Genomic DNA, 25637 nt, shown 5'->3' on the forward strand with positions numbered 1-25637 from the left:
GCCCGGTCCCGACCGCGGACGTGTCGGCGGACGTCACCGCGTGCCCGCACCTCCCGTCACGGCGGTGAAGACGCGGCGCAAGGTCCCGGTATGGATGTTCGTCGCCCCGTCGATGCTCGTCCTGGCCGTGATCATCCTGTACCCGCTCGGACGAGCGGTGTGGATGTCGCTGCACGGTGACTCGAAGCGACTCGACCCCGAGACGGGCCGGTTCGTCACCGGCGGTTTCGTAGGGATCGAGAACTACACGCGCTGGATCACCCAGACCTGCAACACCGCCACCGGTTCGATCCCGTGCCCTCCTGGCACCCTCGGCTCCCAGTTCTGGCAGTCGATCTTCAACACCTTCTTCTTCACCGTCGTCACGGTCTCGCTCGAGACGGTGATCGGTTTCGCGATGGCGGTCGTGATGGCCAAGTCGTTCCGGGGTCGCGGCCTGCTGCGCGCCTCCGTGCTCGTGCCGTGGGCGATCCCCACCGCCGTCACCGCCAAGCTGTGGTTCTTCATCTTCGCCAACGACGGTGCCGCCAACAAACTGCTCGGCACCGACTATCTGTGGACCGCGGACCCGTGGCCCGCGCGCTTCGCGATCATCGTCGCCGACGTGTGGAAGACGGCGCCGTTCATGGCGCTGCTCATCCTCGCCGGCCTGCAGATGATCCCGCAGGACGTCTACGAGGCCGCGAAGGTCGACGGCGCGAACGCCTGGCAGCGGTTCAAGATGATCACGCTGCCGCTGGTGAAGCCCGCTCTCATGGTGGCGATCCTGTTCCGCACCATGGACGCGCTGCGCATGTACGACCTGCCCGCGATCATGATGGGGTCCAATCCCGCGACGTCCACGATCTCGGTGCTCGTCGTCGACCAGATGCGGCAGGGTTCGAACTCCGCGTCCGCCCTGTCGACGATCACCTTCCTGCTCATCTTCGCCGTCGCCTTCGTGCTGGTGCGGTTCCTCGGCGCCAACGCGGTGAGTACGCAGGAGAAGCAGCGTAAGGGGGAGGTCGTATGACCGTCACCACCGAGATTCCCCGGAGTCGGCCGGAGCCGGAGCCCACGCCGGTGCAGACCCGCAAGGTGCCGTTCAAGCGCAGGATGAGCACCGTCGGCACCTATCTGGGTGTCGCGCTGATCGTCGTGTGGGGCCTGGCCCCCTGCTACTGGATGATCGTCACGGCCCTGCGCGACCCGTCGGAGACGTTCAGCACGACCCTGTGGCCGTCGAACCCGACACTGCAGAACTTCGCCGACGCGCTCGACCCCGACGCCAAGGTCAACTTCTCGCGGGCGCTGCTCAACAGCGTCATCATCGCCGGCGCCACCACGGCGGTCGCGCTGCTGCTCGGCGTGTTCACCGCCTACGCGCTGTCGCGCTTCGAGTTCCGCGGCAAGTACTTCGTCACCGGCATCATCCTCGGCGCGTCGATGTTCCCGGTCGTCGCGCTCGTGACGCCGCTGTTCCAGCTGTTCACCGACATCGGCTGGATCGGCAAGTACCAGGCGCTGATCATCCCGAACATCTCGTTCGTGCTGCCGCTGACGGTCTACACGCTCACCTCGTTCTTCTCCGAACTGCCGTGGGAACTCGAGGAGGCCGCCCGCATGGACGGCGCGACGCGCGGGCAGGCGTTCCGCCTGGTCATGCTGCCGCTCGCGGCACCCGCGCTGTTCACCACGGCGATCCTCGCCTTCATCGCGACCGTCAACGAGTACCTGCTGATGTCGCAGCTGTCGAGCGAGAGCACGGCCCCGGTGACGGTCGCGATGGCACGGTTCACCGGCACCGACCCGTATGTCACCCCGTACGCGTCGATCATGGCCGGCGGCACGCTCGTCATGGTGCCGCTCGTGGTGATGGTGCTGCTCTTCCAGCGCCGCATCATCTCGGGTCTGACCGCGGGCGGCGTCAAGTCGTGAGGAAGGTTCCACGCCGGAACCGACTCGAGATGCTGCTCGGCCTGCTCACGGTGTTCACGGTGATGGCGGTGATCTCCGCGGTCGCCGAGCTGACGTCGCCGCAACCCGGCATCGTGCCGTCCCTCGTGCTGCTCGCATTCGTCGTGATGTGGGGGTTCGCGTTCCGCGCGTGGCGCCGATCCGGCTGACCCTCCCGTGACGTGAGAAGGAGCACCGTACCGGTGTTCCGGACGCGTCCCGTGGTCGTTTCCGTACCATACGGTGGGCGGGAGACCCTCCCGTCCGGATTTCCGGTACCGAGAAAGTGGAACGAGTGACGAGCCCCAAAAGGTCGACATCCTCGCGCGCCGCCGCGGCCGCAGCGAAGAAGCGCAGGGGACGCATCGTTCGCTACGCCGTACTCGTCGCGTTCGTTCTCGCCGTGCTCGTCCCGCTCGGGATCTTCGCCACCGCCTACTACTCGGCGGACGTGCCGACCCCGGCGGACATGAAGACGAACCAGCTCGCGCGCGTCTACGCGTCCGACGACGCCACCGAGATCACCCGGGTGGTCCCGCCGGAGGGCAACCGTGTCGAGGTCGGGATCGCGCAGATCCCCGAGCACGTCCGCAACGCCGTGCTGTCGGCGGAGGACCGCAACTTCTACAGCAACCCGGGTTTCTCGATCACCGGTTTCGCGCGCGCGGCCCGCGACAACGTCATGGGCAAGGACACCGCCGGCGGTGGTTCCACGATCACCCAGCAGTACGTCAAGAACGTGCTTGTCGGTTCCGATCGCACGCTCGAACGCAAGATGCGCGAGCTCGTCATCTCCACCAAGATGGCGCGGCAGTGGTCGAAGGACGAGATTCTCGAGGCGTATCTCAACACCATCTACTTCGGTCGCGGCGCCTACGGCATCGGCGCGGCGTCCCAGGCCTACTTCGGCAAGCCCGTCGAGGAGCTGTCGGTCTCCGAGGGCGCCGTCCTGGCCGGGGTGATCCGGACGCCGTCGTCGCTCGACCCCGAGTACAACCTGCCGGCCATCGAGGAACGCTGGAATTACGTGCTCGACGGCATGGTCGAGATGAAGGTCCTCGACCCGGCCGAGCGGTCGGACCAGGTGTTCCCTCCGACGGTGCCGTCGGACACCCTCGTGCTGGCCACCGAGGCGACCGGACCGGAAGGCCACATCCGTACCCAGGTGTTGCGCGAGCTGTCCGCGGCGGGGATCAGCGAACAGGCCCTCAACACCGAAGGTCTGCGCATCACCACCACCATCGACCTGAAGGCCCAGCAGGCGGCGATCGACGCGGCCCGGTCCACGCTGTCCGGCGAACCCGGAGAACTGCGCACCGCGGTGGTCTCGGTCGACCCTCGCTCCGGTGCCGTGCGCGCCTACTACGGCGGTGAGGACGGCGCCGGATTCGACTTCGCGCAGGCCCCTGTCCAGACCGGTTCGGCGTTCAAGGTGTTCGGCCTGCTCGCCGCGCTCGACGACGGGATCGGCCTCAATGCGCGCTTCGACAGCTCCCCGCTCACGGTGGGCAACATCCGCATCGGCAACGTCGAGGGCGAGTCGTGCGGACGCTGCACGATCGCCGAGGCGCTCAAGCGGTCGCTGAACACGAGCTTCTACCGGCTCATGATGTCCATGTCGAACGGCCCGCAGAAGATCGCCGACGCCGCGCACGCAGCGGGGATCCCGCTAACGATCCCCGGGGTCGAGGGGCAGACGCTGAGCGAGAACGGTGGTCCGCCGGAGGGTGGGATCGTCCTCGGCCAGTACCAGGCACGGGTCATCGACATGGCCTCCGCCTACGCGACGATCGCCGCGTCCGGTGTCTTCCACGAGCCGTACTTCGTGCAGAAGGTCGTCACGGCCGACGGTGTCGTGCTCCTCGATCGTCCGCCGTCACCCGGCGAGCAGCGCTTCGACGCCGCGGTCGCCGACAACGCGACCCAGGCCATGATGCCGATCGCCGCCTATTCGCGCGGGCACGCGCTCGCCGGTGGGCGGCCGTCGGCGTCGAAGACCGGCACCACGCAGCTCGGCGACACCGGGTTGAACAAGGACGCCTGGATGGTCGGGTACACGCCGTCGCTGTCGACGGCCGTGTGGATGGGCACTCCCGATGCCGGGGCGATCACCAACAGCTGGGGCGGGTCGATCTACGGTTCCGGACTGCCGTCGGACATCTGGAAGGGAACGATGGACGGCGCGCTCGAGGGCACGCCCGTCGAGAGCTTCCCGTGGCCGGCGCCGATCGGTGGTCAGGCAGGTGTCCCGAAGGACGCCGGTATCGAGACCACCACCGCTCCCCCGGCGCCGACCTTCCAGCTGCCCGACCTGTCGAACCTGCCGCCGATCACGATTCCCGCGCCGCCGGTCGATCTGCCCGTCCCGGTGCCCTCGCAGATCGAGGTGTTCCCCGGCGTGACGATCCAGATCCCCGGCTTGTAGATCCGTACCTCCCCTTCGTTGTCGAGGCGGTTCGGGTCTACGGCCCGGCCAGCACCGTCGGCAGCAGCGCGGCCGAATAATCGACGACCTCGTCGACGCTCGGTGTGCCTTCGCGGAACCGGTCGATCGCCAGCGACTCCACGAGCGCCCACCACCCCCGCAGCCGCATACGGGTGACGGGGGTGTCGTCGCAGCCCAGCGCCGCGACGACCCGCTCGACCATGGTGTCGCGCATCGAGTCGTGGATGTCGCGGATCTGGGGGTCCGAACCGACGCCGCTGTGGAAGAACGCCTGATAGTTGTCGCCGTGACGATCGATGAACGACACGAACGGGTGCAGCACCGCCCGGAGGGGATCCTGCTCGTCCGGATCGGGGTCCGCCGCGCGGAGCAACCGGCGTGACGCGGCGCCGACGACGGCGACGTAGAAGTCCTGCTTCGTGGGGAAGTAGCGGAACAGCAGACCGCGGGAGATGCCGGCGATCTCGGCGACGCGGTCGATCGACAGGGCGTGGATCGGGCGCGTCGACAGCTCCTGCAGCCCGATCGCCACGAGTTGCCGTCGACGTTCCTCGGGCGGCAGACGACGCCGTCCCTTGGACGCCTCTTGTCGCGGGGTGCTCACGCCGATAGTCTAACTGAGCATCGCTCAGTTACGACCGCCCGACCGGGCAGATTCCCGGTCGAACTCGACGGAAGGCACCCGATGGATTTCGCACAGTCCGAGCGCAGTCGCGACTATCTCGAACGCCTCCGAGCGTTCATCGCCGCCGAGGTCACGCCCGTCGAACAGCGACTGCGGGCCGAGCGACGCACCGCGGGCGAGGGACGACGCGACATCGACGCTGCCGAGAGGTGGGCCGTCTCCCCCGAATTCCGCGAGCTGCAGCGCAAGGCCCGTGCCGAGGGGCTGTGGAACCTCTTCCTGCCCGACGCCGAACTCGGTGCCGGACTGTCGAACGTCGAATACGCCCCGCTCGCCGAGGAGATGGGCCGCTCGCAGTTCGCCTCCGCAGTGTTCAACTGCGACGCCCCCGACACCGGCAACATGGAGGTCCTCTACCACTACGGCAGCGAGGCGCAGAAGGAACAGTGGCTGCGCCCGCTCCTCGACGGTGAGATCCGTTCGGCCTTCTGCATGACCGAACCCGAGGTCGCGTCGTCGGACGCGACGAACATGGCCGCGACCGCCGTGGTCGAGGGCGACGAGATCGTGCTCAACGGCCGCAAGTGGTGGAGCACCGGCGTCGGCCATCCCGACTGCAAGGTGCTCATCTTCATGGGCCTGACCGACCCGGAAGCCCACAAGTACCAGCGACATTCGATGGTCCTCGTGCCCTTCGACACCCCCGGTGTGAAGGTCGAGCGCATGCTCCCGACGATGGGCTTCTTCGACGAGCCCAGTGGCCACGGCGAGGTATCCTTCACCGACGCGCGACTGCCGCTCGATGCCGTCATCGCCGGTCCCGGACGAGGATTCGAGATCGCCCAGGGTCGGCTCGGTCCCGGCCGCATCCACCACTGCATGCGCCTCGTCGGGCTGGCCGAGCACACCCTCGAACTCGCGTGTCGCCGCGGTCTCGAGCGCACCGCCTTCGGCAAGCCGATCATCAACCTCGGCGGCAACCGTGAACGCATCGCCGACGCCCGCATCGCGATCAACCAACTGCGGCTGCTCGTCCTGCACGCGGCCTGGCTGCTCGACACGCAGGGACTCGCCGGAGCGCGCTCGGCGGTCTCGGAGATCAAGGTCGTCGCACCGCGCGTCACCCAGCAGATCGTCGACTTCGCCATCCAGATCCACGGTGGTGGCGGGCTTTCCGACGACTTCCCCCTCGCCGGTGCGTGGACGGCCGCGCGAGCACTGCGTCTCGCCGACGGACCCGACGAGGTGCACCAGGGGCTCGTCGCCCGGTTCGAACTCGGCAAGTACGCGTGAGAGGGAGTGTCCGACGATGACCACACTTCCCGACAACGCCCGCACCGTTCGTGAGGAGGACGCCTTCGACGTCGACGCGGTCGCGGCCTGGCTCGCCGAGAACGCCGGCATCACCGGAGTGCCGGATGTGCGCCAGTTCTCCGGCGGCGCATCCAATCTCACCTACCTGCTGCGCTATCCGGATCGCGATCTCGTGCTGCGCCGTCCGCCGGCCGGGGCGAAGCCGTCGTCGGGCCACGACATGGCACGTGAGTACCGCATCCAGTCGATGCTCGCACCGGTCTACCCCTACGTGCCCACCATGGTCGGCCTGTGCACCGATCACAGCGTGCTCGGCAGCGACTTCTACGTCATGAACCGCGTTCCCGGCACCATCCTGCGCACGAATCCGCCCACGCAACTCGACCTCTCCGAAACGAACACCCGCACCCTGTGCCTGCGCATCGTCGACCTGCTCGTCGAACTGCACGGCATCGATCCGGAGTCCGCGGGACTGTCCGAACTGGGGCGCGGATCCGGTTACGTCGCACGGCAGGTCGCGGGCTGGACGTCGCGCTACGCCAAGGCCCGCACCGACAACGTCCCCGACTTCGCCCGCGTCACCGAGTGGCTGGCGGCGCGGCAGCCGCAGGACGTCGCGCAGATCGTGATCCACGGCGACTTCCGGCTCGACAACATCGTCCTCGACGAGAACGATCCGCTGAAGCCGGTCGCGGTGCTCGACTGGGAGCTGGCCACCATCGGCGACCCCCTGATGGACCTCGGCTCGTCGCTCGCCTACTGGGTCCAGGCGGACGACGACGACATGCTGCTGCTGACGAAGCGGCAGCCGTCCGATCTCCCCGGCATGCTCACCCGGCGGGAGATCGTCGAATACTATTCCGAGCGGACCGGACTGCCGGTGGACGGCTGGGGATTCTACGAGGTGTTCGGACTGTTCCGCCTCGCCGTGATCGCCCAGCAGATCTACTACCGCTACCACCACGGCCACACCACCAACCCGGCCTTCAAGGACTTCTGGGTCGTGGTCGGCTACCTCGAATCCCGTTGCAGTGCATTGATCGATCGATACGAGAAGGAGAACCGATGAGCCGCCCGCAGCGACGGAACATCCTCATCACCGGTGCGAGTTCCGGGCTCGGTGCCGGTATGGCGCGTGAATTCGCCGCGCGAGGAAGGAATCTCGCGCTCGCTGCCCGTCGCGTCGAACGGCTCGAGGAGCTGCGGGACGAATTGCTCGCCGCGCATCCGGGCATCACCGTGAGCGTGCGCGCCCTCGACGTGAACCGGCACGACGACGTGTTCACCGTCTTCCGCGAGTTCGACGAGGAGCTCGGCGGTCTCGACCGGGTGATCGTCAACGCCGGCCTCGGCAAGGGACAACCCCTCGGTACCGGATACTTCCGCGCGAACGCCCAGACCGCGAACACCAACTTCCTCGGTGCGCTGGCGCAGAGCGAAGCGGCCCTCGAGCTCATGCGACCCCGTGGGCGCGGGCACGTCGTCCTCATCTCGTCCATGAGCGCGGTGCGGGGCATGCCGCGCAACCTGACGACCTACGCCGCGTCGAAGGCCGCCGTCGCCTCGCTCGGTGAGGGGATGCGGGCCGACCTGGCGGACACCGACATCTCGGTGAGCACGATCTTCCCCGGATACATCCGGTCGGAGATCAACGAGAAGGTGAAGAAGGTCCCGTTCATCGTCGACACCGAAACAGGTTGTCGTGCACTGGCGGCTGCGATCGAGAAGGAACCCGCCAAGGCGTACGTGCCGGGCTGGCCGTGGATTCCGCTCGGCTACGCGATGAAGGTGCTGCCGCTGTCTGTGATCCGGAAGATGGCATAGGCCGGTCCGTCACCCGCAACAGCAACGACGAAGGCCGCATCCCACGTGAGGGATGCGGCCTTTGTCGGAAATCCTGCCGGAGAACGACTTACGCGTCGGCTCCGATGATGAACGCCTCGAGCTGGGCGCGGGCGGAATCGTCGGCCATCTGGACCGGCGGGGACTTCATCAGGTATGCCGAAGCCGGGAGGATCGGGCCGCCGATGCCGCGGTCCTTGGCGATCTTCGCCGCGCGGATGGCGTCGATGATGATGCCGGCCGAGTTCGGGGAGTCCCACACCTCGAGCTTGTACTCGAGGTTCAGCGGGGCGTCACCGAAGGCGCGACCCTCGAGGCGGACGTACGCCCACTTGCGGTCGTCGAGCCACTGCACGTAGTCGGAGGGGCCGATGTGCACGTCGCGGTCGTGGACCTTGCCGGCGAGGGGGCCGTTCAGGTTCGACGTGACGGCCTGGGTCTTGGAGACCTTCTTCGACTCCAGACGCTCGCGCTCGAGCATGTTCTTGAAGTCCATGTTGCCGCCGACGTTGAGCTGGTACGTGCGGTCGAGCACGACACCGCGGTCCTCGAACAGCTTCGCCATCACGCGGTGGGTGATGGTGGCGCCGACCTGCGACTTGATGTCGTCGCCGACGATCGGGACACCGGCGTCGGTGAACTTCTGCGCCCACTCGGGGTCGGAGGCGATGAACACGGGGAGAGCGTTGACGAAGGCGACGCCCGCGTCGATGGCGCACTGCGCGTAGAACTTGTCGGCCTCTTCGGAACCCACGGGGAGGTAGGAGACGAGAACGTCGACCTGGGCATCCTCGAGCGCCTGAACCACGTCGACGGGCTCGGCGTCGGACAGCTCGATGGTCTCGGAGTAGTACTTGCCGATGCCGTCGAGCGTGTGGCCGCGCTGCACGGGCACGCCGAGCGGCGGCACGTCGGCGATCTTGATGGTGTTGTTCTCGCTCGCGAGGATCGCCTCGGACAGGTCGAAGCCGACCTTCTTGGCATCCACGTCGAACGCGGCGACGAACTGGACGTCGCGCACGTGGTAGGGACCGAATTCGACGTGCATCAGGCCGGGGACGGTGGTCTCGGCGTCCGCATCCTTGTAGTACTCGACGCCCTGGACCAGGGAAGAGGCACAGTTCCCCACGCCCACAATGGCCACGCGCACCGCGGTGCTGTTCTCACCCATGGTCGGGTTCTCCTTCTTTGTTGCGTGCTGCTGACGACTGCTCGGCGGCGATGAGTTCGTTGAGCCAGCGCACTTCGCGCTCGCTGGACTCAAGGCCGAGCTGATGGAGCTGACGGGTGTAACGATCGAGTGTGCCGCTGGCCCGTCCGATCGCATCGCGGAGCGCTTCTCTGCGCTCCTCGACCTGGCGGCGCCTGCCTTCGAGAATTCGCATCCGCGCTTCGGCGGGAGTGCGACCGAAGAAGGCGAGGTGCACGCCGAATCCGTCATCGGTGTAGTTCTGCGGTCCCGTGTCGGCGACCAGCTCGGTGAAGCGTTCTCGACCCTTCGGGGTGAGCTGGTAGACGCGGCGGGCACGTCGTTTCACGGGACCGGGAGTTCCCGGATCCTCTTCGATGAGGCCGTCCGCCTGCATTCTCCGCAGAGTCGGATAGAGCGACCCGTAGGAGAAGGCGCGGAAGGCTCCGAGAAGCCCGGTCAGACGCTTGCGCAGCTCGTAGCCGTGCATGGGCGATTCGAGGAGGAGCCCGAGTATCGCCAGTTCCAGCACGGGTCACCTCCTGTTTCCGTTCGAACCAACCGATTGATACGACACGGAACTATATCGCGCCGATATATACGACGATACGCCCCACACGGTTCGTGTCACGTCCGGTTGCGGGCAGGCACCCGTCTCCGGACCCGATCGGAAATGCATCGGTGCCGCCACGACCACCCGTCTTCGATGTCCGGTGGGCCACTCCTCGCCCATCGCCGCATCGCCCGCACGTACTCTGGAAGCCGTGCGAATTCAGCGGCAGGTGGTGGACTACGCGTTGCAGCGGCGCTCGCTGCTCGCCGAGGTCTACTCGGGGCGACGCGGAGTCAGCGAGGTCTGCGACGCGAGCCCCTATCTGCTGCGGGCGGCGAAGTTTCACGGACGGGGCAGCGATGTGATGTGCCCCATCTGCCGTAAGGAGCAGTTGACCCTCGTCTCGTGGGTCTTCGGCGACAAACTCGGTCCGGTGTCCGGGTCGGCGCGCACCCCCGAAGAGTTGGTGCGTCTGGCCGCCAGCCAGGAGGAATTCTCGGTTCACGTGGTCGAGGTGTGCCGTACCTGCAGCTGGAATCACCTGGTGCAGTCGTACGTCCTGGGATCGCAACCCGCCCCCAAGAGCCCGCGTCGCCGGTCGACGGGATCGAGCCGTCGTACCGCCAGCGAGTGAAGGGGTACCGGCAACGTGCCCGTACGCTTTCTCGTGGAGTTCGCTCCTGGGTCCGACCCGCACGACCTGATCGTCGCGTCGTCCGCTGCGCACATCGTCGATCGGCTGCCGTCCGCCGGCATCGCCGATCGGCTCTTCGTGGAGCAGTGTCGAGGCCGCGGCGTGATGCGTCGCGAGAACAGTTGGAGATGAGTACGTGAGTTCCCCCGACAACGAACCCGAGGACAACAAGGCCGTCCCGCCCCAGCGCAGCGGTCCCGCAGGACCGCAGCCCGGGCAGCAACGTCCCGGTCCTCCTGCCGGTGCCGGTCAGGGACAGCCCGGTCCGGGACAGCAGCGCCCTGTCCAGGGACCGGTGCAGGGTCGTCCGTTGCCGCCGCAACCGCGCCCGCAGGGTCAGCCGGGAGCACAGGGTCAGCCGGGTGTTCAGGGACAGCCGGGCCGACCGGGCGGACAGCCCGGTGGTCCCGCAGGTCAGCAACCGCCGCGCCCCGGCGGCCGGCCGCCGTACCCGCCCCAGGCTCCCGGTCAGGGGCAGCATCCTCAAGCCCCCGGGCAGGGGCAACGTCCTCAAGCCCCCGGCCAGGGGCAGCGCCCTCAGGGTCCCGTCCAGGGACAACGTCCCCCGGCTCCCGGTCAGGGGCAGGGACCGGCCCCCCAGCAGGGCCGGCCGGGACAGCCGTACCCGCCGCGCGGACCGGTGCCCGCCCCGGGCGCGAACCAGCCGCGCAATCCCAACCAGCCGATGCCGCCGCGTCCCGGCACGTTGCCGCCCGGCGCGGTGCCTCCCGTCCAGCGCACGCCGCAGGCCGATCCGACCGTCGCCATGCGTCCCGGAGCGGACGCGGCTGCGCAGCGTCCCGGAGCGGACGCGCCAGGTGCACAGCGTCCCGGAGCGGACGCGCCGACGCAGCGGGTCTCCGCTGCGATGGGTGCGAGCGCTGCAGCGGGTGCTGCAGTAGGTGCGAGTGCTGCGAACGATGCACCCACGACACGCGTCGCCGGCGGCCCGCCCGCAGGCGGACCTCCCACCGTTCCGCCCGGTGGCGGTTCGGGTGGCGGCGCCGGGGGTGGAAAGGGCGACGGCAAGAACAACCGCTGGCGCACGATCCGCCGGATCGGTTACGGCGTGGTCGCCGCCGGCATCCTCGTCCCGATCCTCATGTTCATGCTGGCGTACATCGTCCAGGACGTGCCGCGCCCCGGTGAGCTGCAGACGAACCAGGCCGCGACCATCTTCAACTCCGACGGCCAGGGTGTCATCACGAAGGTGATCCCGCCGGAGGGCAACCGCACCGAGGTCGAACTCGACGCGATCCCCGTGCACGTCCGCAATGCCGTGCTCGCCGCCGAGGACCGCGACTTCTACAGCAATCCCGGCTTCTCGGTCACCGGCTTCGCGCGTGCCGCCCGCGACAACGTGCTCGGCCGCGACAGCGCCGGTGGTGGTTCGACCATCACCCAGCAGTACGTGAAGGTCGCCGTCGTCGGTTCCGAGCGGACGTTGACGCGAAAGCTCAAGGAGCTGGTGCTGTCGACGAAGATGGCGAACCAGTGGGCCAAGGACGACATCCTCGCGGCCTACCTCAACACCATCTACTTCGGTCGTGGTGCCTACGGCATCGCCGCGGCGTCGAACGCGTATTTCGGCAAGCCCGTCGGTGAGCTCACCGTCGAGGAGGGCGCCGTGCTCGCGTCGTCGATCCAGTTGCCGTCGCTGCTCGATCCCGAGCAGAACCCCGAGGGTGCGGAGGCGCGCTGGAACTACGTGCTCGACGGCATGGTCTCCGCGGGCACGCTCGATGCCGCCGAACGGTCGGGTATGAAGTACCCGGCCTACGTGCCGATTGCTGAGCTCGACAACGGCGACCAGTCGTCCGGCCCCGAAGGTCTGATCAAGAACCAGGTGCTCGCCGAGCTGTCCCGCGAGGGCATCGACGAGAACCTTCTCAACACAGCCGGTCTCCAGATCACCACGACGATCGACCCCCAGGCCCAGCAGTCGGCGGTCGAGGCGGCGCAGAGCAATCTCGAGGGCGAACCCGAGGAGTTGCGTACCGCGGTGGTGTCGGTCGATCCCCGGTCCGGGGCGATCCGCGCCTACTACGGCGGTGAGAGCGGTGTCGGTTACGACTTCGCCCAGTCCGGTTTGCAGACGGGTTCGTCGTTCAAGGTGTTCGGCCTGGCCGCCAACCTCGACCAGGGCGTGCCGTTGTCGCAGACCTACGACAGCGGTCCGCTGACGGTCAACGGCATCAAGATCGGTAACGTCGAGGGTGAGTCGTGCGGGCAGTGCACCATCGCAGAAGCGCTCAAGCGGTCGTTGAACACGAGCTTCTACCGGATGATGCTCGAGATGGACAACGGCCCGCAGGCCATCGCCGACATGGCGCACAAGCTGGGTGTCGCGAAGGAGCTGCCGGGCATCGGTGAGACGCTCACCGAGCCGGGCGGCATCGGCCCCAACTACGGCATCGTGCTGGGCCAGTACCAGTCGCGCGTGCTCGACATGGCGTCGGCGTACGCCACGCTCGCGGCGTCCGGCCGTTATCACGAGCCGTATTTCGTGCAGAAGGTCGTGACGTCCGACGGCGAGGTGCTCCTCGACCGTGGCACCCCTGCCGGTGAGCAGGTCGTCGACGCGGCGGTGGCCGACAACACCACTTCCGCGATGACCCCGATCGCCGCGTACTCGAACGGCCACGCCCTGGCCGGTGGCCGTCCGTCCGCGTCGAAGACCGGTACCGCTCAGCTCGGCGACACCGGCTCCAACAAGGACGCGTGGATGGTCGGTTACACCCCGTCGCTGTCGACCGCTGTGTGGGTCGGCACCGAGGAGGGCCTGCCCCTCGAGAACAGCTGGGGCGGCATGATCTACGGCTCGGGTATCCCGTCGGACATCTGGAAGGACACGATGGACGGCGCTCTCGAGGGCACCGAGGTCGAGTCGTTCCCGAAGCCGGAACCGATCGCCGGTGTCTCCGGCGTGCCGGCGTGGACCGCGTCGACGACGGCTCCGGCCACCCGTGAGCAGACCACCACCTCGCGTGTCGTGCCGAGCCTTCCGGAGGTTCCGGAGATCACCACGCAGAACGTGGAGATCTTCCCCGGCGTCACGATTCCCGTTCCGGGTGTCGCCCCGCAGACGACCACCCAGAACGCGCCCTCCCGTCCCGGCACCGGCGGTCAGCAGGAGGAGAGCGAGGACACCGGCGGCGGAACCGGCGGCGGTGGTACCGGCGACGACTCCGACGAGGGTGGATCGCCTCCGCAGAACCGCATCCCGGGACTCGAGAGCCCCGCGATCCCGGGCGCGCAGGGAGGCGGATTCCAGGGCGCGCAGGGCGGTAGCCCCCAGGACGCGTTCGAATACGCTCCGGCCGGGTAGCCTCGCCGCGTGAGCGACGACCGGGGATCCGACGCCCGGCCGGTGGTGTCCGCTGCACCACCGGCCGAGGATCGTCGTTCCCTGGACTGGCGCGACACCCCCGGGCGTACCGACCCGACGGTGTCGCGCCTGACCGCCGTCATCGGCGGTCCGGTGGGCCGGCACGCCGTGCTCGGGCGCACCCGCTTCTTCACTCCCCTGCGGGCGATGTTGCTGCTCGCGGTCGTCTTCCTCGCCTTCGGCTGGTTCACGAAGGCGGCCTGTGTCCAGCAGGGACCCGTCGGTCCCGATGGCGCGCTCGGCCTGGACTGGAGCGGCAACCGGCAGTACGTGGCGATGTGTTATTCCGACATCGTTCCGCTCTACGGTGCCGAACGGCTCGCCGAGGGCGCCTTCCCGTACCGGACGTCGTGGGAGGAACCCGGCCCCGACGGGCAGATGCAGACCCGGTACATGGAGTATCCGGTGCTCGCGGGGCTCTACCAGTACGGCTCGATGCGCATCGCGAAGGCGTGGGACGCCACACCGTGGCTCCCCGATGCGCTGCAGGTCGCGATCTATTTCGCCGTCGTCGCACTCGGTCTCGCGCTCGCCTGGCTCGTCACGGTATGGGCCACCGCGATGTCGGCGGGTCGCAGGATCTGGGACGCTGCACTCGTCGCGGCGTCACCGCTGGTCGTGGTGCACGCCTTCACGAACTTCGATGCCCTGGCCACGGCCTTCGCCGCCGGTGGCCTGCTGGCGTGGGCACGTCGTCGACCGGTTCTCGCCGGTGTCCTGCTCGGCCTCGGTGCCGCGACGAAGTTGTATCCCTTGCTGTTGCTCGGTCCGCTGCTGGTGCTGTGCCTGCGGACCGGCCACCTGCGGTCGTTCGCCCGCACCGCGGGAGCGGCCGCCGCGGCATGGCTGGTCGTGAATCTGCCGATCATGGTGCTGTACCCGCGCGGATGGGCGGAGTTCTTCCGGCTCAACTCCGATCGCGGAGCGGATCCGGATTCGATCTACAACGTGCTGCACTCGTTCGTGGGCTGGCCGGCCTGGTCGGCCTCGACCTTCAACGGGGTCTCGCTCGTGTTGTTCGCCGCGGCCTGCGCCGCGATCGGGTGGATCGGGCTCACCGCGCCGCGCCGCCCCCGCCTCGCGCAGCTGTGTTTCCTCCTCGTCGCGGCCTTCCTGCTCACGAACAAGGTGTGGAGTCCGCAGTATTCGCTGTGGCTCGTGCCGCTCGCCGTGCTGGCCGTGCCCCACCGGCGCGCGCTGGTCGCCTGGATGACGATCGATGCGCTGGTGTGGGTTCCGCGCATGTACTACTACCTCGGTCCCGATCGGAAGGGGCTGCCGGAGCAGTGGTTCACCGCCACGGTCTTCCTGCGCGATGTCGCCGTCGTGGCACTGTGCGCGGTCGTGCTGTGGCAGATCCGGCGTCCGGTGCGGGATCCCGTGCGGTACGGCTTCGTCGACGATCCCGTCGGTGGTGTGCTCGATCAGGCTCCCGACCGTCCGCCGCGATGGCTGCCCGCCAGGTTGCGACCTGCTCACCATCGGGTCACGAGAGAAGAATCATCCGAACGATGGATGTCGGAGACTTCGTCGGCCCCCTAGGCTCGGGAACGAGCACGAGGGGGGAGAATGGCGAGCGGCGGACGGGGATTCGGAGCGGGGACGGATGTCACCGCATCACAGTTCACGACGTGTGAGTTGGCGTGGACGGTCGCGGCCGGCGACGCCACCGCGATCCCACGACTCCTGCGCGACCTGCATCCGCTCGTGATCGCCTACTTCCGGGCCCGTGCGAAAGCCGCCGGAGGTACCTTCGCCGACGCCGATCGTCTCGCCCTGGCCGCCTGCCGTGCCATTCTCGCCGAGCTCACCGCGCCGTCCGGAGCCGACCGGCCTTTCCTGCGGTTGGCCTACACGCTGGTCGCCGACGCGGCCGATGCCGAGTTCGCGAGCCCGCGAGCCTTCCCGCTGACCCGACTCCAGCAGGAGATTCTCATCCTGCGCACCATCGTGGGCCTCGACTCGCGGCAGACCGCGGTGGCTCTCGCCGTGGCGCCGGGGCGGGTCGGTATCGAGCAGCACGCGGCGCTGAGTTCCCTGCGCGCGGCCTGAACCTGCGTGGACGGAGTCCACATCGACGGGTAAATGGACGAACCCCGCATCTTCGGGCGTTTTGTCGCTAATATCCGATTCGTCAACTTCGTTGCTACGGGACTGTCGGGGACCTGTCGACCGCGCCTTGGAGGTTCGCCGTGCCCTGCACTTCCGACGATCCCTGACCTCACGCGCGCCGGCGCGTCACCGTGCGCGCGGCGTCACCTTCGTGCGGTGTCACCATTCGTCCAGCGTCGTCAGACCGTCCTGGAGCGCGCGTGCCAGCAGACTCGCCTTCGTCGAGGCATCTCGTCCGGCTGCCGCGTACTTGAGGCGGATCCGCTGCAGATGAGTGTTCAGCGTGCCCACCGAGATGAACAGCCGCCTCGCCGCTTCGGTCTTCGAGTCCGCTGCCAGCCAGGTGAGCAGAACTTCCTTCTCGCGGGCGCTGAGCAGAGGCCGCACGAGGCCGCCGACACGCGTGTCGTGGAACGAGGACGAACGGTGCTGAGCGTTCACGGCGAACCGCCTCTCGGCTGACGAAGAGTCTGGGGAGCCGGCGCGAATGCGCCACCTCGAATCCTCGTCGCCGTCGGTGCGAAGACCTACGCCCGCGCGTGATCCCGTACGAAATCCGTACAGCCATACATCGTTGACCTGCGGAAACGCAGATTCTTCCCGAGGGAACCGTAGATGACGGAAACAACCGTGGAGGCGGCCGATCCGACCTCCATCACCTCCCGGGCCGAGTTCGGCCGGGCCCTGACCGCCTTGCGAACCCGAGCAGGACTGTCGATCCGCGATGTCGTCGACGCGTCCGGCGCATTGCACGGCACGGTCGCCGGATGGTTCTCCGGACAGCACCTGCCGACCCGCGCCAGCGAGCCCGCCTTCCGCGCGGTGCTCGCGGCGTGCGGGGTCGCCGACGAGATCGAGGCGGACACCTGGATCGCGGCTGCGCGTCGCGCCCGGCAGGCACGGACCAAGCGCCGGGACACCGGCCCGATCCCCTATCGCGGTCTGTCCTCTTTCGAGGCGGAGGACGCCGAGTGGTTCTTCGGCCGCGACGACATCACCGAGGACGTTCTCCGCCGGATCCGCGCCGCGGTCGCCGGGCAGGGTCCGAGGGTGATCCTCGTCGTCGGTCCCTCCGGTGCGGGCAAGTCGTCTCTGCTGCGGGCCGGTGTCGCGGCCGCCGTCGGTTCCGACGAGACCGATCTCCGCGACTGGAAACCTGTCGTCCTGACCCCCGCGTCGGCAGGACCGGACAAACTCGCCGGCATTCTCGACGTCGATCACCCGACCGTTCTCGTCGTCGACCAGTTCGAGGAATTGTGGACCTCCGGGGAGGAAGAAGACCGCCACGACTTTCTCGAACACCTCGCGCAGCCGTCCGACGACATCGTCGTCGTCCTCGGGCTCCGGGCCGACTTCTACGGGCTCGCCGCTCGGGAACCGCACCTCGTACCGATCCTGGAGTCCGGGCCCGTCGTCGTCGGTCCCATGTCGGCTGCCGAACTCGAATCCGTCATCGTGCAACCGGCGGCCAAGGCGGGGGTGACCGTTCCACCGGAGCTGGTGAAGGTGCTGTTGACCGATCTCTCTCCCCGCGCGTCGCGGACGAAGGACGAGCCCGGCACACTCCCCTTGCTGTCCCACGCGTTGCTGCGGCTGTGGCAGCGGGCCGAGCGCCGGACGCTCACCGTCGCCGATTACACCGCGGTCGGCGGTATCTCCGGCGCGGTCCAGCAGACCGCCGAGGAGTTGTACTCGGAATTGACCCCCGAACAGCAGCGACTCACGCGCCGGGTGTTCCTGCGTCTCGTCAACGTCGACGACGACACCCAGACACGACGACGCACTCCCCGCAGCGAACTGGCGTTCGGGGACGTCGACGCCGTGGACGAGATCGTCGACCGTTTCGCCGACGCCCGGCTCCTGACGGTCGACGAGGATTCCGTCCAGCTGAGCCACGAGGTCCTCCTCACCGCGTGGGACCGGCTGCGCGGATGGATCGACGCCGACCGGGCGGGCCTCGCGGTCCATCGCGAACTCACCCGCGCCGCGCAGGTGTGGGAGGACAGCGACCGCGACGACACCACCCTGCTCGGCGGTGGCAGGCTCGTCCTCCACGACGACTGGAGTCGCGTCGACGACAACGCCGACGCGCTCAACGACACCGAACGGGAGTTCCTCGCCCGGAGCCTCGCGCACCGGGACGCCGAAGTCGAGGCGGAGCGCCGCCGGACCAGGATGCTCCGGCGGCTCGTCGGCGCCCTCACCGTGACGGCGGTGATCGCCCTCGTACTGGTGGTCGTCGCCACCACAGCCGGAATCAGCGCGCGCACCGAACGCGCCGACGCCCAGCGCGCACGCGACGACGCGATGTCGCGCCAGATCGCGACCGTCTCGTCGCAGTTGTCGGCCACCGAACCCGCCCTTGCCGCCCAGTTCGCGCTGGCCGGCTACCGCGTCGCCGACACCGTGGAAGCGCGCTCGGCGCTGTTGGACACCACCGGTGTGCGTACCCCCGTGCGTCTGACGGGACCGGCAGGCCCCCTCCAGGCACGCAGCACACCCGACGGGAGCACTGTGGTCAGTGCCGCATCCGACGGCACGGTGCGGTTGTGGGCGGTGGGTGAGACCGGACCGTCGATCACCCCGACCGCGGAATTCGGTGCGGGGGACGGCGCCGGCGAACTCTATGCGCTCGCCGTGTCGCCGGACGGCGACTCCGTCGCGGTGGGCGGGCAGGGCGGAATCTGGCTCTGGGACATCCGCAATCGCACCTCGCCGCAGCAGCGGGCGGTGCTCGCGAACTCCGACCACACGGCATATTCCCTCGAATTCTCTCCGGACGGAAGGCAACTCGTGGCAGGGACGGGCTCCGGCACAGTGCTGCGATGGAACACGAATGCCGACGAGGTGAGAGAACTGTCCTCACTCGACCATCCGGCCGAAGGTGCTGTGTACCCGGCCTTCTCGCCCGACAGCCGATGGCTCGTCGTGGCCGGCAGGCAGATGTCGCTGCGGGTGTGGGACGCGCAAACGCAGGATGCCGGCACCCGACCGGTGTTCGAGACACCGCCGGACGGCGGCACCGAACATCTTCTGTCGGTGGCGTTCTCGCCCGACGGTCGCACGGTCGCGGCCGGCACCACCGGTCGCCACGTACTGCGTTGGGACATGGCCGATCCCGCGGTACCCGTGCCCCTGGCCGCCCTCGAAGGATTCACCAGCTATGTCAACACCGTCGCGTTCGCTCCGGACGGTCGTCGCCTGGTCGCGGGCAGCTCCGACAACACCGTCCGCATCTGGGCGGACGGAACGACTCCCGACGCCGCCGAATCGACCACGACACTGCCCGGTTCGAATCCCGTGACCTCGGTCGTCTTCACCGACGAGGGTCGCGCAGTGCTCACCGCGGCACTGGACGGTTCGGTGGGATGGTGGCCGGTGCCCGGCCCGGTCCTGCCCGCGGACGAAGCCGTCTACGTCACTCCCGTCGATGCGGACGGCACCCTCGCCCTCTTCGGTCAGGGACGGTCGAATGCCCTGCCGCTGTGGAACATCGCCGATCCCGGTGCGGCGGCGGAACAACCGTCCCTGAGTCCGCCCGTCGAGGACCGGTTCAGTGGTGCCGCAGCGCTGTCGAAGACCGGATCGCTCGCTGCAGCGGGAACATCCGGCGGATCCGTGCACCTGTGGGATCTGACGGACCCCGCGGCGCCGCAGTTCGTCGGGACCGCCGAGGGCGTCGTCGCGGGCGTCGTCGGAGTGGTCGAGTTCGCTCCCGACCGACCCGTCGTCGCGGTAACGGCGACGGAGGACGCGAAGGTCGCGATCGTCGACGCCTCCGATCCGGTTGCTCCGCGCGTCGTCGGCACCTTCGAGGCCGACGACTATCCGTACATGCTGTCGTGGCATCCCACTGCCGACATCGTGGCCGCGGCGAGCGCCGGTGGCCTCGTCGAACTGTGGGATCTCTCCGATCCCGCCGACCCGACGCGGATCTCCGAGCTCTCCGGGTTCGAGAGTCAGGCGCAGACGGTCGCGTTCGGTGGCGATGGAACGGTCCTCGCCGCCGCGAGCGCCGACCGCAGTGTGCGCCTGTGGGATGTCGCGGACCCTGCCGCCCCGCGCGAACTGGCGCGGATCACCGGGCCTGCGGACGCGGTGTATTCGCTGCACTTCTCCCCCGACGGGAATCGTCTCGCGGCCGGCGTCGGCGACGGGTCGGCGTGGATCTGGGACGTCACCCGGCCGGACTCCCCCACCACCCACGCGGTGCTCGCCGCCTACGGAAGCCGGGTCTACGACGCCACCTTCGCGCACAACGGAGCGGTGCTCGTCGGAGGCGGTCCGGACCGTTCCGTGCGACTGTGGCAACTCGACCCCGAGACCGTCGAGGCGACACTGTGTTCCACCGTCGGCACTCCGGTGACCGAGGACGAATGGGAACGGCATCTGCCGGGTGTTCCCTTCCGGCCGCCGTGCGGCGACACGGCGTGAATCGGAAGGGACGGAAGATGTTCCGACCGAGCCGGATTCATCCGATTGCAGGATACGCCCAGGCCGCGCGGTGTGGGAACGTCCCTCATGGGGGATTCAACGCATCGATCATCGGAGGAAGCATGTCTCGTATTCGCAGGTCGGGTCTGCGCGCGGTTCTGACGGCGGTCACGGTGGCGGCGGTCGCATTCGGTGCGCCCGTTGCCGCTTCGGCCGCTCCCACCGGCAGCGCCGGCAGCAACGATCTGCCGGGCAGTGTCGCCGATCTGCCCGGCAGTGTGTCCGAACTGCCCGGCAGCGTGATGGATCTGGGGGCCCGTGCGATCGATCTGGGCAGCGTGATCCTGGAGAACGGATCGTCGCTGCCGACGACACAGCAGTGCAACCAGTCGCGGCAGTCGGGAGGGGAAGGCGTCACCAGCACCTACCACGAGTTGGGTCGCAGCGGTCCCACGTCGTTCCTGCTCGACTGGGAGACCTACGACGTTCCCGACCGGATCCAGGTGTTCTACGGGGGTTCCCAGATCTACGACACCGGTCGTATCGGTGACAGCATCAACGAAGGCACCGGATCGGCAGTGGTGAACGTGCCGGCCGGGAGCGCGACCTCGGTTCTCGTCCGAGTGACCGGTGATCCCGGGACGGACTGGGACTACCTGGTCAACTGCCCGATCCTCTGACGGTCAGATCCGTAGGGCGGTGAACGGCGCGACCGGGATGTTGCGCACGACGAACCACACCGCCGTCAGGGCCAGCACGAGGTGCGGGGTCCACCGGTATCGCGTCCATCGCGGCATCGGTGTGCCCCGCACCCGGCCCCACGTCCACAGACCGAAGACCACGGTGAGCACGGCCAGCGCGACGAGACCGAGGGCGTTGTAGTGCAACGCTGCCGGTACGTCGAGATGGACGAGTGAGTACAACATCCGTGACGAACCGCAACCGGGACACAGGATTCCGAACAGTGAATAGGTGGGGCACGGCGGGATGACCCCACCCGGCGTGGTCGGGTCGGCCCACGCCACCGCTGCGCACACCGCGACCGCACCCACGGCGATCGCCATGGGGGCTGCGAGCGCGCGCCTCGTCCTCATCGCACCGGGCGCTCCTCGAGCCGGGCGCGCACCCCGGGCCATTCGTCGTCCGTGAGGGAGAACAGGGCGGTGGTCCGCCAGCTGCCGTCACGGCGCCTGCGGTGCTTGCGGAGCAGACCCTCCTCGGTGGCGCCGAGCCGGCGCAGAGCGTCGCGCGAACGGGTGTTGCGTTCGTCGGCGTGCCACGTCACGCGTACGGCCCCGAGGTCGTCGAATGCGCGCTGCAGCAGAAGCAGTTTCGACTCGCTGTTCACGTGGGTGCGCTGCACTCGCGTCGACAACCAGGTGTACCCGATCACCAATGTGCGGTGGGCCGGTTCGAGCAGGTAGTAGGACGTCGATCCCAGCACCTCACCGGTCGTCCTGTCGACGATCGCGTAGGGCAACCGGGACGGATCGGCCACCGCCTCGCGCACGAAGGTGCGCGCGTCGTCGAGGTCGCGGATCACGAGGTGCGCCCAGGCGAAAATCGTGTCGGGATCGTCGGCGGCTTCCAGCAACCCTTCGGCGTACGCGTCGGTGAGGGGCTCGAGCCGGATACGGGGACCCTCGAGGACGGGATGTTCCGTCCAACTGTCGTTCATCACGTTCTCCCGGTCGTCGTCGGACGGCGAGCGTAGTCCGTTCGTTCCGTCTGCTGCCACGGAGTTCGGGGCGCGACGCGCAGGAAGACGAAGAACAGCACGACCAGCAGGACCGCGCGTCCCCACACTCCGATGTGGACGAGCGTGAGCGGCAGGGCCATGTCCGTTTCGCCGGCGGTCGCGGCGAACCACCGGAAGATGCCGATGCCGATGGCGAGGTCGGCGAGGAGATAAGCGGCGACGAGACCCCACGGCACGCGCAGCAGGATCAGCAGTGGCAGCAGCCACAGCGTGTACTGCGGTGAGTGCACCTTGTGGAAGAGCATGAACCCGCACAGCATCGCGGCCCCGGTCCCGAGCCACGGATAGACGCCGTCGCGGAGGTATCGGCGCCATCCGAACCACAGAGCGAGCGCGAACGACAGCGCGACCAGCGTCGGCGACAACTGGGCCACCAGCTCGTTGTACTGGGGAGTGTTCTCGTATTCCTGGTAGCCGCCCATCAACGGCCGCAGACCCCAGTACCAGATGGAGTTGCTGGTCCCGTCCGCTTCCCGGTTCTGCTGGAAGGCGAACGACGCGCGCCAGCCCTCGTAGCCGAGGATCGCGAAGGGCAGGTTGATCGCGGCGACCGTCGCTGCCGCCGTGCCCGCGACGGCGAGGGCGCCGGGGACGTCCCGCTTCCGGTCGGGTGAGCTCCCGCCGGTGAGGACATAGGCGATGAGCGGCAGCACGAAGATGCCCGGATAGAGCTTGAGACAGAAGCCCACGCCCAGCAGCACCGCCGCGACCACTCCGCGAGTCCGCAGCGACCAGCGTTCGATCGTCAGCACCGCGACGGCGGCGACGGTGACCGCCACGACCGGCAGGTCCCAGTTGAGGAAGGCGTAGAGCACGAGCGGCGGCGTGAGCGACCACGTCAGCGCTGCCCACCCCGCCATCCGAGCGAGCAACCACGCGGTGATCAGCCCGAAGGGGGCGAGCAACCACGCCGACTGCAGGAGGAACTCCGCATCGGTGTGGGCACCGATCGCCCCGATCCACATGAGCACCCCGCTGAGCACGGGGTACTCGACGGTGCCCCCGGTCAGCGCTCCCGACGAGGTGATGCCCCCGTCGACGAAGGGGAAGAGGTGGAGGTTGATGCCGCGGCCGATCCACAACTGCTGGATATCGGAATAACAGACGTCCGCGTCCTTGATGTCCTCGAACCGCAGCGTGCGGCCCTCGGCGTCGAAGGTGGGGCCGGCGCACCGGGCCTTGTTCAGGTAGCCGAACCACATCATCACCGCGCACGTCAGGACGGCGACGAGCGAGACGGTCCCGGAGCTCGTGCGCATGTCCTCACCCTAGGACAAAACCCCTGACCGCGACGGTCGGCGATTTCGCTGGTCGCCGGGCCGTCGTGTACCCTTCATGGGTTGCTGACGCAACGACCCTCCTGTCACGGAACGTCCGTGACCGTTCACAGTCCATAGGAGGTGATGAGGTCTTATGCGTCATTACGAATTGATGATCATCCTGGACCCCAGCCTGGACGAGCGCACCGTCGCTCCCTCGCTGGAGACGTTCCTCAACGTCATTCGCCAGGAAGGCGGCAAGGTCGACAAGGTCGACGTGTGGGGTAAGCGCCGTCTCGCCTACGAGATCGCCAAGAACAGCGAAGGCATCTACGCGGTGATCGACATCAGCGCGACGCCTGCTGCCGTTGCAGAGCTGGATCGCCAGCTCGGCCTGAACGAGTCGGTGCTCCGCACCAAGGTTCTGCGCCACGGCAAGTGAGCCTGTCGGCGCCGGGCCGTAGGCTCTGGCGCATCAGGACTCCCCACACTGCAGGAGGAACCACATGGCAGGCGACACCGTCATCACCGTGGTCGGCAATCTGACCGCCGACCCCGAACTGCGTTTCACCCCCGCGGGTGCTGCGGTTGCGAACTTCACCGTTGCATCCACGCCCCGCGTGTTCGACCGTCAGTCCAACGAATGGAAGGACGGCGAGGCTCTGTTCCTGCGCTGCAACATCTGGCGTGAGGCAGCGGAGAACGTGGCCGAGAGCTTGACTCGCGGCTCGCGTGTGATCGTGCAGGGCCGGCTCAAGCAGCGCAGCTACGAGACGCGTGAAGGTGAGAAGCGCACTGTCGTGGAGCTCGAGGTCGACGAGATCGGCCCCTCGCTCCGTTACGCCACGGCCAAGGTCACCAAGGCCGGTCGCGGTGGCGGTGGCGGAGGCTTCGGTGGTTCCTCCGGTGGATCGGGCGGTGGCCGTCCCGCTCAGAACGCGAACGTCGGCGGAGACGACCCGTGGGGCGACGCCCCGCAGTCGGGCTCCTTCGGTGGTTCCGGGGACGACGAGCCTCCGTTCTGATCCGACCTCGATCGGAACATCCAAAATTACGGAGAACGACCATGCCTAAGTCGCCCGCGCGCGAGAAGGTTTTGAAGAAGAAGGTCTGCACCTTCTGCAAGGAAAAGAACGTGCAGATCGATTACAAGGACACGACGCTGCTGCGCAAGTACGTCAGCGATCGCGGCAAGATCCGCGCTCGCCGTGTCACCGGCAACTGCGTGCAGCACCAGCGCGACGTCGCTGTTGCTGTCAAGAACTCTCGTGAGGTGGCTCTGCTCCCTTACGTCTCGACGACTCGCTGAGGAAAGGGAGGGACACGATGAAGCTCATCCTTACTGCTGACGTGGACAACCTCGGTGCGCCTGGCGACACCGTTGAGGTCAAGGACGGCTACGGCCGCAACTACCTGCTGCCCCGCGGCCTGGCGATCGTCGCCACCCGTGGTGCCCAGAAGCAGGTCGAGGGCATCCGCCGTGCTCAGGAGGCTCGCGCCGTGCGTGGCCTCGAGCACGCCCAGGAGCTCAAGGCCGCCATCGAGGGCCTCGAGGACGTCTCGCTGAGCGTCAAGACCTCGAGCGACTCGGGCAAGCTGTTCGGCTCGGTCACCGCTGCCGATGTCGCCGGTGCTCTCAAGGCTGCCGGTGGCCCGGTTGTCGACAAGCGCATCGTCGAGCTGCCCAAGGCTCACATCAAGGCGACCGGTAAGCACCAGATCGTCGTGAAGCTGCACCCGGATGTCACCGCGAAGTTCACGCTGAACGTCGTGGCTGCCTGATTCCGGCCCCCCGAGGAGCCCCGCGCCTGGTCGGCGTGGGGCTCCTCGTCGTCTGTGCACAGCCTGTGGATAAACCGGGGGGTAAACCACACCGTTGTGACTCCTCGGAATGTCGTTCGGGGAACGAATGGGTGAACACGCCCGGCCCTCCGACACGCCGAAATTCTTTTTCTCCACAGGTGTGAACAGGCGTTTTTCCGCTCCTACCTGCAGTTATGGGAGATGTGAGATGTGTTGTCCCCAGGTTGTGCACATCCGGTGCACAAGGCTGTCCTCCTCTTTCCACAATTCATCCCCAACTGTGT

At 68.0% G+C, this 25637-nt stretch carries 25 protein-coding genes; 18 read left to right on the top strand and 7 right to left on the bottom strand.

Annotated elements, in window-relative coordinates:
• The 4 genes from ACNJ7K_RS07055 to ACNJ7K_RS07070 all read left to right on the top strand — a co-directional run.
• Positions 1 to 1012, top strand: a 1012-nt coding sequence (locus tag ACNJ7K_RS07055) for a carbohydrate ABC transporter permease (RefSeq protein WP_487041412.1), incomplete at its 5' end; no start/stop codon positions are given.
• An 83-nt stretch (positions 1013 to 1095) separates the two neighbouring features.
• Positions 1096 to 1917 carry a carbohydrate ABC transporter permease gene (locus ACNJ7K_RS07060; RefSeq protein ID WP_033098494.1) on the top strand — a complete coding sequence of 274 codons (822 nt, stop codon included), beginning with the start codon at positions 1096 to 1098 and terminating at the stop codon, positions 1915 to 1917.
• Positions 1914 to 2105 (top strand): hypothetical protein, encoded by a 192-nt coding sequence (locus ACNJ7K_RS07065; RefSeq protein WP_006550829.1) that lies wholly within the window; start codon positions 1914 to 1916, stop codon positions 2103 to 2105. Before ACNJ7K_RS07060 ends, ACNJ7K_RS07065 begins: the two co-directional genes overlap by 4 nt.
• 125 nt (positions 2106 to 2230) lie before the next feature.
• Positions 2231 to 4360 (top strand): transglycosylase domain-containing protein, encoded by a 2130-nt coding sequence (locus ACNJ7K_RS07070; protein ID WP_159417152.1) that lies wholly within the window; start codon positions 2231 to 2233, stop codon positions 4358 to 4360.
• 37 nt (positions 4361 to 4397) lie between these two features.
• On the opposite strand, the gene ACNJ7K_RS07075 is transcribed toward ACNJ7K_RS07070, so the two are convergent.
• Positions 4398 to 4985 carry a TetR/AcrR family transcriptional regulator gene (locus ACNJ7K_RS07075; protein WP_159417153.1) on the bottom strand — a complete coding sequence of 196 codons (588 nt, stop codon included), beginning with the start codon at positions 4983 to 4985 and terminating at the stop codon, positions 4398 to 4400.
• 81 nt (positions 4986 to 5066) lie between these two features.
• On the opposite strand from ACNJ7K_RS07075, the gene ACNJ7K_RS07080 reads away from it, so the two are divergent.
• Genes ACNJ7K_RS07080 through ACNJ7K_RS07090 form a run of 3 tightly spaced genes read left to right on the top strand, consistent with a single transcriptional unit; the run spans position 5067 to position 8144 of the window.
• The gene (locus ACNJ7K_RS07080; protein WP_230789167.1) at positions 5067 to 6299 is read left to right on the top strand and encodes an acyl-CoA dehydrogenase family protein; all 1233 of its coding nucleotides are present in this window, start codon (positions 5067 to 5069) and stop codon (positions 6297 to 6299) included.
• A gap of 16 nt (positions 6300 to 6315) precedes the next feature.
• Positions 6316 to 7389 (top strand): phosphotransferase family protein, encoded by a 1074-nt coding sequence (locus ACNJ7K_RS07085; protein WP_230789164.1) that lies wholly within the window; start codon positions 6316 to 6318, stop codon positions 7387 to 7389.
• The gene (locus ACNJ7K_RS07090) at positions 7386 to 8144 is read left to right on the top strand and encodes an SDR family oxidoreductase (protein WP_120280884.1); all 759 of its coding nucleotides are present in this window, start codon (positions 7386 to 7388) and stop codon (positions 8142 to 8144) included. The genes ACNJ7K_RS07085 and ACNJ7K_RS07090 overlap by 4 nt, the downstream gene beginning before the upstream one ends.
• 88 nt (positions 8145 to 8232) lie before the next feature.
• Here ACNJ7K_RS07090 and ACNJ7K_RS07095 read toward each other — a convergent pair whose 3' ends face one another.
• Positions 8233 to 9333 (bottom strand): inositol-3-phosphate synthase, encoded by a 1101-nt coding sequence (locus tag ACNJ7K_RS07095; RefSeq protein WP_120280883.1) that lies wholly within the window; start codon positions 9331 to 9333, stop codon positions 8233 to 8235.
• A complete protein-coding gene (locus tag ACNJ7K_RS07100) occupies positions 9326 to 9883 on the bottom strand; it encodes a PadR family transcriptional regulator (protein ID WP_016694961.1) in 558 nt (185 codons plus the stop codon). Before ACNJ7K_RS07100 ends, ACNJ7K_RS07095 begins: the two co-directional genes overlap by 8 nt.
• Before the next feature lie 232 nt (positions 9884 to 10115).
• Here ACNJ7K_RS07100 and ACNJ7K_RS07105 point away from each other — a divergent pair, with 232 nt between their 5' ends.
• From ACNJ7K_RS07105 to ACNJ7K_RS07125, 5 genes are all read left to right on the top strand, one after another.
• Positions 10116 to 10538, top strand: coding sequence for a DUF5318 domain-containing protein (locus tag ACNJ7K_RS07105; protein ID WP_172414849.1), 423 nt, complete (start codon positions 10116 to 10118; stop codon positions 10536 to 10538).
• A 15-nt stretch (positions 10539 to 10553) separates the two neighbouring features.
• Positions 10554 to 10730 carry a hypothetical protein gene (locus ACNJ7K_RS07110; RefSeq protein ID WP_159417156.1) on the top strand — a complete coding sequence of 59 codons (177 nt, stop codon included), beginning with the start codon at positions 10554 to 10556 and terminating at the stop codon, positions 10728 to 10730.
• A 553-nt stretch (positions 10731 to 11283) separates the two neighbouring features.
• A complete protein-coding gene (locus ACNJ7K_RS07115) occupies positions 11284 to 13926 on the top strand; it encodes a transglycosylase domain-containing protein (RefSeq protein ID WP_230789930.1) in 2643 nt (880 codons plus the stop codon).
• Positions 13927 to 13935: 9 nt separating this feature from the next.
• Positions 13936 to 15528 (top strand): glycosyltransferase family 87 protein, encoded by a 1593-nt coding sequence (locus tag ACNJ7K_RS07120; protein WP_159417158.1) that lies wholly within the window; start codon positions 13936 to 13938, stop codon positions 15526 to 15528.
• 27 nt (positions 15529 to 15555) lie between these two features.
• A complete protein-coding gene (locus ACNJ7K_RS07125; protein ID WP_159417159.1) occupies positions 15556 to 16038 on the top strand; it encodes an RNA polymerase subunit sigma-24 in 483 nt (160 codons plus the stop codon).
• A 219-nt stretch (positions 16039 to 16257) separates the two neighbouring features.
• Here the strand turns inward: ACNJ7K_RS07125 and ACNJ7K_RS07130 are convergent, their stop codons facing one another.
• The gene (locus ACNJ7K_RS07130; RefSeq protein WP_159417160.1) at positions 16258 to 16539 is read right to left on the bottom strand and encodes a response regulator transcription factor; all 282 of its coding nucleotides are present in this window, start codon (positions 16537 to 16539) and stop codon (positions 16258 to 16260) included.
• A gap of 174 nt (positions 16540 to 16713) precedes the next feature.
• Here ACNJ7K_RS07130 and ACNJ7K_RS07135 point away from each other — a divergent pair, with 174 nt between their 5' ends.
• Positions 16714 to 20532 carry an nSTAND1 domain-containing NTPase gene (locus ACNJ7K_RS07135; protein WP_487041413.1) on the top strand — a complete coding sequence of 1273 codons (3819 nt, stop codon included), beginning with the start codon at positions 16714 to 16716 and terminating at the stop codon, positions 20530 to 20532.
• A gap of 122 nt (positions 20533 to 20654) precedes the next feature.
• The gene (locus tag ACNJ7K_RS07140; RefSeq protein WP_159417161.1) at positions 20655 to 21212 is read left to right on the top strand and encodes a hypothetical protein; all 558 of its coding nucleotides are present in this window, start codon (positions 20655 to 20657) and stop codon (positions 21210 to 21212) included.
• Between the two features lie 3 nt (positions 21213 to 21215).
• Here the strand turns inward: ACNJ7K_RS07140 and ACNJ7K_RS07145 are convergent, their stop codons facing one another.
• From ACNJ7K_RS07145 to ACNJ7K_RS07155, 3 genes are read right to left on the bottom strand one after another with little or no spacing between them, the layout of a single operon-like run.
• Positions 21216 to 21596: a DUF2752 domain-containing protein gene (locus tag ACNJ7K_RS07145; RefSeq protein WP_487041564.1), complete on the bottom strand. Its 381-nt coding sequence runs from the start codon at positions 21594 to 21596 to the stop codon at positions 21216 to 21218.
• A 26-nt stretch (positions 21597 to 21622) separates the two neighbouring features.
• Complete coding sequence (locus tag ACNJ7K_RS07150; protein WP_487041414.1) at positions 21623 to 22210, bottom strand: GNAT family N-acetyltransferase; 588 nt, start codon at positions 22208 to 22210, stop codon at positions 21623 to 21625.
• Positions 22210 to 23550, bottom strand: coding sequence for a glycosyltransferase 87 family protein (locus ACNJ7K_RS07155; protein ID WP_487041415.1), 1341 nt, complete (start codon positions 23548 to 23550; stop codon positions 22210 to 22212). Before ACNJ7K_RS07155 ends, ACNJ7K_RS07150 begins: the two co-directional genes overlap by 1 nt.
• A gap of 154 nt (positions 23551 to 23704) precedes the next feature.
• Between ACNJ7K_RS07155 and rpsF the strand changes: the two genes are divergently transcribed.
• The 4 genes from rpsF to rplI all read left to right on the top strand — a co-directional run bounded on the left by rpsF (position 23705) and on the right by rplI (position 25332).
• Positions 23705 to 23992 carry a 30S ribosomal protein S6 gene (gene rpsF, locus ACNJ7K_RS07160; RefSeq protein ID WP_006550802.1) on the top strand — a complete coding sequence of 96 codons (288 nt, stop codon included), beginning with the start codon at positions 23705 to 23707 and terminating at the stop codon, positions 23990 to 23992.
• 64 nt (positions 23993 to 24056) lie between these two features.
• Positions 24057 to 24575: a single-stranded DNA-binding protein gene (locus ACNJ7K_RS07165; protein ID WP_064062336.1), complete on the top strand. Its 519-nt coding sequence runs from the start codon at positions 24057 to 24059 to the stop codon at positions 24573 to 24575.
• Positions 24576 to 24616: 41 nt separating this feature from the next.
• Positions 24617 to 24859 (top strand): 30S ribosomal protein S18, encoded by a 243-nt coding sequence (gene rpsR / locus ACNJ7K_RS07170; RefSeq protein WP_006550800.1) that lies wholly within the window; start codon positions 24617 to 24619, stop codon positions 24857 to 24859.
• 17 nt (positions 24860 to 24876) lie between these two features.
• A complete protein-coding gene (gene rplI / locus ACNJ7K_RS07175; RefSeq protein WP_026061132.1) occupies positions 24877 to 25332 on the top strand; it encodes a 50S ribosomal protein L9 in 456 nt (151 codons plus the stop codon).
• Positions 25333 to 25637: the final 305 nt, after the last annotated feature.

The sequence above is a fragment of the Rhodococcus shunpengi genome (assembly GCF_048381395.1).
Lineage (GTDB): Bacteria > Actinomycetota > Actinomycetes > Mycobacteriales > Mycobacteriaceae > Rhodococcus.

Excerpts from the sequence above, each read along its gene's own strand:
- ACNJ7K_RS07150 (WP_487041414.1), bottom strand. The coding sequence starts at position 22,210 with ATGAACGACAGTTGGACGGAACATCCCGTCCTCGAGGGTCCCCGTATC.
- ACNJ7K_RS07155 (WP_487041415.1), bottom strand. The coding sequence starts at position 23,550 with ATGCGCACGAGCTCCGGGACCGTCTCGCTCGTCGCCGTCCTGACGTGC.
- ACNJ7K_RS07125 (WP_159417159.1), top strand. The coding sequence starts at position 15,556 with ATGGCGAGCGGCGGACGGGGATTCGGAGCGGGGACGGATGTCACCGCA.
- ACNJ7K_RS07080 (WP_230789167.1), top strand. The coding sequence starts at position 5,067 with ATGGATTTCGCACAGTCCGAGCGCAGTCGCGACTATCTCGAACGCCTC.
- ACNJ7K_RS07115 (WP_230789930.1), top strand. The coding sequence starts at position 11,284 with ATGCCGCCGCGTCCCGGCACGTTGCCGCCCGGCGCGGTGCCTCCCGTC.
- rpsR (WP_006550800.1), top strand. The coding sequence starts at position 24,617 with ATGCCTAAGTCGCCCGCGCGCGAGAAGGTTTTGAAGAAGAAGGTCTGC.
- ACNJ7K_RS07085 (WP_230789164.1), top strand. The coding sequence starts at position 6,316 with ATGACCACACTTCCCGACAACGCCCGCACCGTTCGTGAGGAGGACGCC.
- ACNJ7K_RS07135 (WP_487041413.1), top strand. The coding sequence starts at position 16,714 with ATGACGGAAACAACCGTGGAGGCGGCCGATCCGACCTCCATCACCTCC.
- rpsF (WP_006550802.1), top strand. The coding sequence starts at position 23,705 with ATGCGTCATTACGAATTGATGATCATCCTGGACCCCAGCCTGGACGAG.
- ACNJ7K_RS07095 (WP_120280883.1), bottom strand. The coding sequence starts at position 9,333 with ATGGGTGAGAACAGCACCGCGGTGCGCGTGGCCATTGTGGGCGTGGGG.
- ACNJ7K_RS07140 (WP_159417161.1), top strand. The coding sequence starts at position 20,655 with ATGTCTCGTATTCGCAGGTCGGGTCTGCGCGCGGTTCTGACGGCGGTC.
- ACNJ7K_RS07145 (WP_487041564.1), bottom strand. The coding sequence starts at position 21,596 with ATGGCGATCGCCGTGGGTGCGGTCGCGGTGTGCGCAGCGGTGGCGTGG.
- rplI (WP_026061132.1), top strand. The coding sequence starts at position 24,877 with ATGAAGCTCATCCTTACTGCTGACGTGGACAACCTCGGTGCGCCTGGC.
- ACNJ7K_RS07165 (WP_064062336.1), top strand. The coding sequence starts at position 24,057 with ATGGCAGGCGACACCGTCATCACCGTGGTCGGCAATCTGACCGCCGAC.
- ACNJ7K_RS07060 (WP_033098494.1), top strand. The coding sequence starts at position 1,096 with ATGAGCACCGTCGGCACCTATCTGGGTGTCGCGCTGATCGTCGTGTGG.
- ACNJ7K_RS07090 (WP_120280884.1), top strand. The coding sequence starts at position 7,386 with ATGAGCCGCCCGCAGCGACGGAACATCCTCATCACCGGTGCGAGTTCC.